At 37.8% G+C, this 8,567-nt stretch carries 9 protein-coding genes; all 9 read left to right on the top strand.

What is annotated here, in order from left to right; genetic code table 11:
- The coding region (locus IYQ91_RS02660; protein WP_195672989.1) for an ABC transporter ATP-binding protein at positions 1 to 561 on the top strand (561 nt) is incomplete at its 5' end.
- Complete coding sequence (locus tag IYQ91_RS02655) at positions 542 to 2,518, top strand: FtsX-like permease family protein (protein WP_195672988.1); 1,977 nt, start codon at positions 542 to 544, stop codon at positions 2,516 to 2,518. The genes IYQ91_RS02660 and IYQ91_RS02655, both read left to right, overlap by 20 nt.
- 152 nt (positions 2,519 to 2,670) lie before the next feature.
- Positions 2,671 to 3,537 carry an ABC transporter ATP-binding protein gene (locus tag IYQ91_RS02650; protein ID WP_195672987.1) on the top strand — a complete coding sequence of 289 codons (867 nt, stop codon included), beginning with the start codon at positions 2,671 to 2,673 and terminating at the stop codon, positions 3,535 to 3,537.
- Position 3,538: 1 nt separating this feature from the next.
- Positions 3,539 to 4,402 (top strand): ABC transporter permease, encoded by an 864-nt coding sequence (locus tag IYQ91_RS02645; RefSeq protein ID WP_195672986.1) that lies wholly within the window; start codon positions 3,539 to 3,541, stop codon positions 4,400 to 4,402.
- 25 nt (positions 4,403 to 4,427) lie between these two features.
- Positions 4,428 to 4,883 (top strand): LytTR family DNA-binding domain-containing protein, encoded by a 456-nt coding sequence (locus tag IYQ91_RS02640; RefSeq protein WP_174721263.1) that lies wholly within the window; start codon positions 4,428 to 4,430, stop codon positions 4,881 to 4,883.
- A gap of 12 nt (positions 4,884 to 4,895) precedes the next feature.
- On the top strand, positions 4,896 to 5,300 hold the full coding sequence (locus IYQ91_RS02635) for a DUF3021 domain-containing protein (protein WP_003030740.1): 405 nt from the start codon (positions 4,896 to 4,898) through the stop codon (positions 5,298 to 5,300).
- A 163-nt stretch (positions 5,301 to 5,463) separates the two neighbouring features.
- Positions 5,464 to 5,592: a hypothetical protein gene (locus IYQ91_RS10070; protein ID WP_003030748.1), complete on the top strand. Its 129-nt coding sequence runs from the start codon at positions 5,464 to 5,466 to the stop codon at positions 5,590 to 5,592.
- A 138-nt stretch (positions 5,593 to 5,730) separates the two neighbouring features.
- On the top strand, positions 5,731 to 6,498 hold the full coding sequence (locus IYQ91_RS02630) for an ABC transporter ATP-binding protein (protein WP_003040243.1): 768 nt from the start codon (positions 5,731 to 5,733) through the stop codon (positions 6,496 to 6,498).
- Entirely contained in the window at positions 6,491 to 8,479 is a 1,989-nt protein-coding gene (locus IYQ91_RS02625; RefSeq protein ID WP_195672985.1) for an ABC transporter permease, read from the top strand. The genes IYQ91_RS02630 and IYQ91_RS02625 overlap by 8 nt, the downstream gene beginning before the upstream one ends.
- The last annotated feature ends 88 nt before the right edge of the window (positions 8,480 to 8,567 follow it).

Raw genomic sequence — 8,567 nt, 5'->3', positions numbered from 1 at the left:
GCGACGATTAAAAACAGTCAAGCTTCGAGCTTCCGTCGGGAAAAATTAGGTTTCGTTTTTCAAGATTTCAACCTGTTAGACACGCTTTCGGTCAAGGACAATATTCTCTTGCCGCTCGTTTTATCACGCCGTTCGATTACAGAAATGATGCAAAAGTTGGTTACTACTTGTAATGAACTGGGGATTAACCAATTGCAGGAAAAATTCCCTTATGAAATTTCCGGTGGTCAAAAACAACGGGTGGCGGTGGCGCGTGCTATTATCACCAATCCAGAAATTCTGCTGGCAGACGAGCCAACAGGGGCGCTCGATTCTAAGTCTTCTGCGGCGCTTTTAGATGTATTTGATGACATCAATGACCGCGGACAGACGATTCTTATGGTAACGCACTCGACTTCGGCGGCAAGCCGAGCTAAGCGAGTACTGTTCATCAAGGACGGAATTTTGTACAATCAAATTTTCCGAGGCGATAAAACAGAGCGGCAGATGTTCCAAGAAATTTCAGATACCTTAACGGTTATGGCAAGTGAGGTGAGTGGTTATGTTCAAACTAACGAATAAATTAGCAGTCTCAAACCTGATAAAAAATCGCAGTCTGTATTATCCATTTGCTCTAGCAACGATTGTGGCAACAGCGATTTTGTATAGTTTCGTATCGCTCGCTTACAGTCCAAATCTAGAAGCTAGTTACGGCGGTTCGGCGGCTCGTATGACCCTGCAATTTGGGATTTGGGTCGTTCAGATTGCAGTTCTTATCCTTATCACCTATGCCAATAGTTTTGTCATGAAGAATCGCTCACGGGAGCTTGGTTTGTACAGTATCTTAGGAATGGAGAAGCGGCACATGCTGCTGATGACTTTCTTTGAAATGCTTTACTTTTTCTTAGTGACTGTCGGACTTGGAATTGGTTTAGGTCTTCTTTTAGACAAATTGCTTTTTGCAGTTTTGCTGAAATTCATGGGAATGAAAGTAGTAATTGCCTCAACTTTCCAATGGTCGAATATTTTCACCGTTTTAGCTAGTCTGGGTGTGGCTTTTGCGCTGATTCTCTTTTTAAATTCTACGCGCCTGCTTCGTTACAGCTCACTTCATTTGATGAGAGAAAAGAAGGCTGGAGAGAAAAAAGGACGATTTCTTGGCTTGCAGACGCTTGTGGGTTTAGGGCTTCTGGCTGCGGCTTATTATATCGCACTCACAGTTGACAAGCCGGTGTCTGCCATTGCGACTTTCTTTATTGCAGTTCTTATGGTTATTTTTGCGACCTATCTTCTTTTTAATGCAGGGACAATCACATTATTGCAATTTTTAAAGAGAAGAAAAAAATATTACTACAAAACGCAGAATTTCATTTCTGTATCCAATTTGATTTTCCGTATGCGTAAGAATGCTGCAGGTTTAGCAACGATTTCAATCCTTTCAACCATGCTGCTAGTAACTCTAGTCGGATCTATCAATATTTATGTAGGTGGGAAAGATTATCTGACAACTTTGTATCCAAAAGATTATAATATCATGGTTACAAGCGCAAAGACGGATAAAAATGCAGCGCTTTTGCAAACAGTCAAAGAAGTAGCACGGGAAAAAGGCTTGACAGATGCCAGGTATGAAGATTATAGTTATCAATTTTCTATGATTTCGAAAATCAATGGCAATCAGCTGACTATTGCTGAAACGACGGAAGGACTAAGTGTAGAAGAAACTCAAAAGATGATTGCTCCTTTCCTTGTCATCAGCCGTCAAGAGTACGAAAAAATGACAGGGAAAAAAGTTGATTTGGCTGATAATGAAGCACTTCTATATGCAAAAAATCTTCGAATCAATCAAAAGCAAGCTCTCACCATCAATGGAAAATCGTGGAACATCAAAGAGCATCTGACGACAGATTTTGCACATGGAAAGATTGTCAATCCCTCTGGTATGGTGTCACAAAAAAACATGTATATGGTTGTCAATAATCCCAGTCAAGTCGGTCTGAAATCTTTCTATACTTACTACATCGGTATCCAATCTTCCAATAAACAGGTTGATCTCCAAGAAAGTATTTTCAATGCTCTTCAGCAACAAGGTCAGGAAAGTGGCAATATCAGTCTTTCTGAGCGTTACCGCATTGAAAAAGATTATCAAGGAGTTATTGGAACTCTTCTCTTTATCGGCATTTTTCTTTCTACGATTTTCCTACTTGGGACAGTTCTTGTGATTTATTACAAACAAATTTCAGAAGGTTATGAAGATCGTGAAGGCTTTATCATTCTGCAAAAAGTTGGACTGGATGAAAAGCAAACGAAGGCAACAATTCGAAAGCAAATCATAACAGTTTTCTTCTTACCACTTATCTTTGCCTTTCTTCATATCGCTGTTGCTTTTCATATGTTGCAGCTGATTGTAGCTCTCTTAGGTGCAACAAATATACCATTACTCATTCAAACAACGATAACCACTTGCGGTGTTTTCCTCTTAGTTTACATCTTAGTGTTTGTAATGACCTCCAGAAGCTACCAAAAGATTGTAGCACAATAAGTATTTTGAACCATTCGTTTTTTGGCGAGTGGTTTTTATCTTGTAAATCTGACTTCTTATCTAGCTAGTAGAACCTCTTATCCAAAAGTGCGAGATTTTTTTAAAAGTGAGGAGTATGATAAGTTCGTAAAATAAATTATTGGAGGAACGTTATGTTACTAGAAACACGCCATCTTAGCAAAGTCTATGATAATAGGCAAGCTGTGAATGATTTGAATCTTCAGATTGAAACAGGAAGTTTTACCGCTATTTTAGGACCAAACGGTGCTGGAAAGTCTACAACGATTCAAATGTTGACAGGACTTTTGCAGCCTACGGCAGGAGAGATACTGTATGATAACCCCATTAAATTAGGTGTTGTTTTCCAAAACAGTGTTTTAGATGATATGCTAACGGTGCAAGAAAATTTAGAAATTAGAGCAGGTCAATATAAGGATATTGATAAAGGAAAAGTGGATGGCTTAGTGAATCAATTGGGATTGCAAAATTTCTCAACGCAATTATATGGGACTTTATCAGGTGGACAAAAACGACGAGTGGATATTGCCCGTGCTCTGCTGAATAGCCCAGATATTCTCTTTCTTGATGAACCAACTACTGGTTTAGATATTCAAACTAGGAAAGCCATTTGGGAGCTGATTCACCAGTTGCAAATAAAAGAGAAGATGACGGTTATCTTAACCACTCATTATTTAGATGAAGCAGATGATGCAGATATGATTTATATTGTGGATCACGGTCAAGTGACTGCCAAAGGTTCTGCTAATCAGATTAAAGAGCAATATGCTCAGAATTTTCTCAAGGTATTCGTGACCGATACTGCTGATTTTAAAGAAATTTTGAAGGAAGAGATTCCTTTTGAGGAAGTAAGAGTGAATGAACTGTTGATTCACCCAGAAACGACAGAAAAGGCTTTAGAGATTCTAACGTGTGGTCGCTCTTTTATTCGACAATTTGAATTTCGACCAGGAACAATGGACGATGCTTTTATGGCGTTGACAGGAAGAGAGGTACGTTAAAATGATAATAATCATTAAAAGAAATTTTTTACTATATTTTCGTAATCGTAGTGGAGTGGTTTTATCCCTTCTTGGAGCCATGATTTCCTTTATATTGTACTTAGTTTTTTTGAAAGCAAATATCAAGACCTCTTGGAGTCAAGTCCCTCATACCAATCAGTTATTGGATTCGTGGTTGATTGGTGGAACGCTTGCCATTACAGGGTTAACCACAACCTTTTCGAGTTTTTCCCAACTAGCGAAAGATAGAGAAAGTAACGTAACACAAGACCTAGTTCTGACAGATTTGGGACGCTGGGGCTTGTCTATCAGTTACCTTCTGAGTACTGCCATCATTGGATTTTTGATGCAGATCATCATGTTTACTGTCATGGAAGGCTACTTTATCTGGGACGATCAGATTGTCGTTGATTTGACTTTGCTTCCTCAAATCCTCCTTATTATGGTGCTCAATGCACTCTTATGCTCGATTTTCAATGGTATTCTTGTGAATCACTTCAAATCAGTAGATACGCTTGGAAAGCTAGCAACGATTATCGGAGCCGCCTCTGGTTTCTTAGTTGGAACCTATATTCCAATAGGGGTTCTTCCGTCATTTGCTCAAACGATAATGAAATGTACTCCCTCCACATATATTGCTTCTCTTTTTAGACAAGTAATGATGAAAGATAGCTTAGCTACTGCTTTTCATCATAATACAGCAGTGCAAGATTATTTTGAAAAGATGATGGGCATTCAATTAAAGTGGGAATCTCTATTGACAATGAAAGAAACATACTATATAGTTGTAGTAGTTTTAGTTGCCTTGCTTGTCATTTGGACAATCCAACAGTTTGCTACCAATCGGTGGACTAAAACTGCTTAAATTGATAGAAAGTTAGAGAAATTTTTTGCAGACTAAATTCAAAATGAATCCAACCATTCCTTCAAATGATCCACTTGTTGTGATTCAAGCGGACGAGTTAGAAGCTGAAGCCAAAGAAATTTTTGAATATTTACATCAGTACAAGTCGTCTTGTGTGAATGCTATTCCCATTAAAACAGATGATAAAATTGTCATGGTAAAGACGGATCAGATTATTTTGGCAGACATCAATCAGACAACATTGATGGTGTATTGTGTGGATGGTATCTATGCGACGACCGAAACACTCACACATTTTCAAAGTCGGGTTAATCGTAAAAACTTTATTCAAATTTCAAAACACGCTGTCATCAATATTGACCATTTGTTATCATTATCGGATAGCTTTTCAGGAAATATGACGGCTAGATTGACAAACAAAATTAAGTCAAGTGTCAGTCGAAAATACGTCAGATTGTTAATGGATTATCTCGGTTTGTAGAAAGGAACAAACATGAAAAAAATTGTAGTGTCTATGCTAGAAGGTCTGCGCACTGGTTCCTTAGCTTATTTACTTGTCTTAGCTTTTCGGATCCAAGAATCCCAAGCGACAACTGCTAATATCATAAGTATCTTGATAATGAGTGCTTTGATTGGCTTATTTACTTTACTATTTGAGGTTGAAAATTTTTCTTATTTGCTACAGTTAACGATTCATTTTTTCCTAACTTTAATTGTAGTTTGTGTGATGATGATTTATAATGGCTGGGATTTCAATCTTGTGCGAGCTGAATTTTGGCTAGATTTCATTGTTATTTATATTTTAATTTGGCTATTTGTTCGCTTAGATATTTATCTAAAAACAAAGAAAATCAATGAATCACTTGTAAAATTAAGAAGAAACCGTACAAAAGAATAGCTTAGGTCTTGTAGTTATATCCAGAGGGCTGGGGACACATTTGTCCAAGCCTTTTTTCTTACAAAAATGTAAGTTTTTAAGGCTCAAATGAAAGGTTATGTTATGGCAGCTGTTTAGCGATTTTTGTATCATATAAGTGTAAAGAAAATAAAGGAGAAAGAACATGAAAACAATTTTATTAAAGCAAAAATCAATGCCAAAAACTGAAAAAATTTCCAAAAAAGAAATCGAAAAGACAAAAATCGGCTGTGCTTCTAGTCAATATTATTTCTGGCTACAATATAGTCATTGAGATACATTTTTAATATCAGTACAGCTTCAGGCAATCTTACAAAAATGTAAGATAAAAGTCAAAAATGAAAGGTTAAAGTATGGAAAGTTACTTTTCTTTTCAGTATGATAGATATATAAAAATTGTTAGGAGAAAATGATGACACTATTAGACGTACAACACGTGAAGAAAATTTACAAAACCCGCTTTCAAGGCAACCAAGTAGAAGCACTGAAAGACATTCATTTTACAGTAGATGAGGGCGATTATGTCGCTATTATGGGGGAATCTGGCTCTGGGAAGTCCACTCTGCTCAACATTCTTGCCATGCTAGACAAGCCAACCGAAGGACGCGTCTTTCTCAATGGCACGGATACAGCGACGATTAAAAACAGTCAAGCTTCGAGCTTCCGTCGGGAAAAATTAGGTTTCGTTTTTCAAGATTTCAACCTGTTAGACACGCTTTCGGTCAAGGACAATATTCTCTTGCCGCTCGTTTTATCACGCCGTTCGATTACAGAAATGATGCAAAAGTTGGTTACTACTTGTAATGAACTGGGGATTAACCAATTGCAGGAAAAATTCCCTTATGAAATTTCCGGTGGTCAAAAACAACGGGTGGCGGTGGCGCGTGCTATTATCACCAATCCAGAAATTCTGCTGGCAGACGAGCCAACAGGGGCGCTCGATTCTAAGTCTTCTGCGGCGCTTTTAGATGTATTTGATGACATCAATGACCGCGGACAGACGATTCTTATGGTAACGCACTCGACTTCGGCGGCAAGCCGAGCTAAGCGAGTACTGTTCATCAAGGACGGAATTTTGTACAATCAAATTTTCCGAGGCGATAAAACAGAGCGGCAGATGTTCCAAGAAATTTCAGATACCTTAACGGTTATGGCAAGTGAGGTGAGTCAAGGTGTTTAGATTAGCGGGAAAATTAGCGGTTTCTAACCTAGTGAAAAATCGTAGATTATACTATCCATTTGCGTTGGCAACTTGTTTAGTCGTCGCTATTTCATATATTTTTAATTCTTTAACGTTTAATCCCCATTTACAAAAAATGCAGGGGGCAAGTTCTATTTCATTTGTCTTGGCTCTTGGAGTGATTATTGTGACGATTGCTGCAGCGATTATCGTTTTTTATGCTAATAGCTTCGTCATGAAAAACCGTTCGAAAGAGCTAGGTCTTTATGGAATGCTAGGGCTTAATAAACGTCATCTCTTTACCATGGTGTTCATTGAGTTATTGATTTTAGGAGCGACGACTGTCACGATTGGTCTTGGATTTGGTATTGTATTTGATAAACTGATTTATGCCTTTTTACTGAAATTGATGGGGTTAAAAGTTGTCTTAGTATCCACGTTTCAATGGGTAGTTCTTATTTCAGTTGTTGTCATCTATGGCGTTATTTTTGCGGGCTTGGTGCTTGTCAACGGTTTGAGGATTCTACGTTTTAATGCTTTGCAATTGGCCAAGGAAAAGAATAGCGGTGAAAGAAAAGGACGATTTCTTCTGATTCAAACGATTATTGGATCGATTTCTTTAGGCTATGCTTATTACCTAGCTCTAAGTGTCAAAAATCCATTGACAGCAATTGGTATATTTTTTATAGCTGTTCTCTTTGTTATTTTAGGGACTTATCTGCTGTTCAATGCAGGAGTTACAGTATTTTTACGGTTGCTTCAGAAAAATAAACGGTATTATTATCAACCTAATAATATGATTTCTGTGTCCAATTTGATTTTTCGGATGAAGAAAAATGCAGTGGGATTGGCAACGATTGCGATTCTTTCAACGATGGTTTTGGTCACCTTGGCTGGAGGTGTCAATATTTATGCAGGTGCTGGTTATCTTAAAAGCGTGATGTATCCCCAAGATTATACGATAAAGGGGAAGGGAGTGTCAGCTGCTCAATTGGATCAGGCATTGACAGAATTTGCAAAAGAGAATCATTTAACAGTCACTAAGAAAAATGCTTATCAATATTATTCGATGGGAATTAAAAATCAAAAGGGCAATCAGCTTGATATTTATCCAAAAGGTGAAACACGAGTTTCTCCACAGGCTTATATTCTGCTGTTTTCAGCTGATGATTATCGGAAAATGACGGGCAAAATATTGAATTTAAAAGATAATGAGACAGTAATCTTTGCAAAAGGAATCTCTATCAAGCAAACTCAGCCTCTTAAGCTGAACGGGCAAGAATTGATAGTTAAAGAACTTTTAAAAGAGGACTTTGTTCTTGGAAACATTACAGATCAGTATAATATCATTATCCCTCAATCACTTTTTATGGTGGTTAATGACCCACAAAAATTGGTGGATTCCCAAAAGCAACATTACACGATTAATACAGAATTATATGGCGGCTTGAATATCAGGGCTTCTAATAAGAAAAAGGGCGATTTGGATACAGCTTACCAGAAGAAGCTGAAACAGTTCAATACGACGCTCCCCGATAATGCCGGTGTGTATGGTTATACAAGAATCCAAGGTGTGCAGGAAATTATGAGTATGTTAGGTGGCGTTTTCTTTATTGGTATTTTCCTTTCAATTGTCTTTATGCTGGGAACGGTTTTGGTAATCTACTACAAACAGATTTCAGAAGGGTATGAAGACCGAGACCGCTTTGTAATTTTACAAAAGGTAGGATTAGATGAAAAGCAGACCAAGCGCACCATTCGCAAGCAAATTCTGACGGTGTTCTTCTTGCCGCTCATCTTTGCCTTTGTTCACCTAGCTTTTGCTTATCATATGCTGAGCCTTATGTTGAAAGTTCTGGGGGTCTTAAATGCTGCATTGATGTTGGAAGTTACGCTTGGCGTTTGTGCTGTTTTCTTTATCGTCTATGTACTTGTCTTTCTCATCACATCACGCAGTTATCGTAGAATTGTGTCGATTTGAGTTAGCGATAGGTACGGATAATAGTGAAAAGGAGTAGGGCTATTCTTGCTCCTTTTTCAATTTATTTAACAAAAAAGAGGGACGTTTG

This window comes from Streptococcus sp. HF-2466 (assembly GCF_015594645.1).
Classification (GTDB): domain Bacteria; phylum Bacillota; class Bacilli; order Lactobacillales; family Streptococcaceae; genus Streptococcus; species Streptococcus anginosus.
This window is presented reverse-complemented; position numbering and strand designations above follow the sequence as displayed.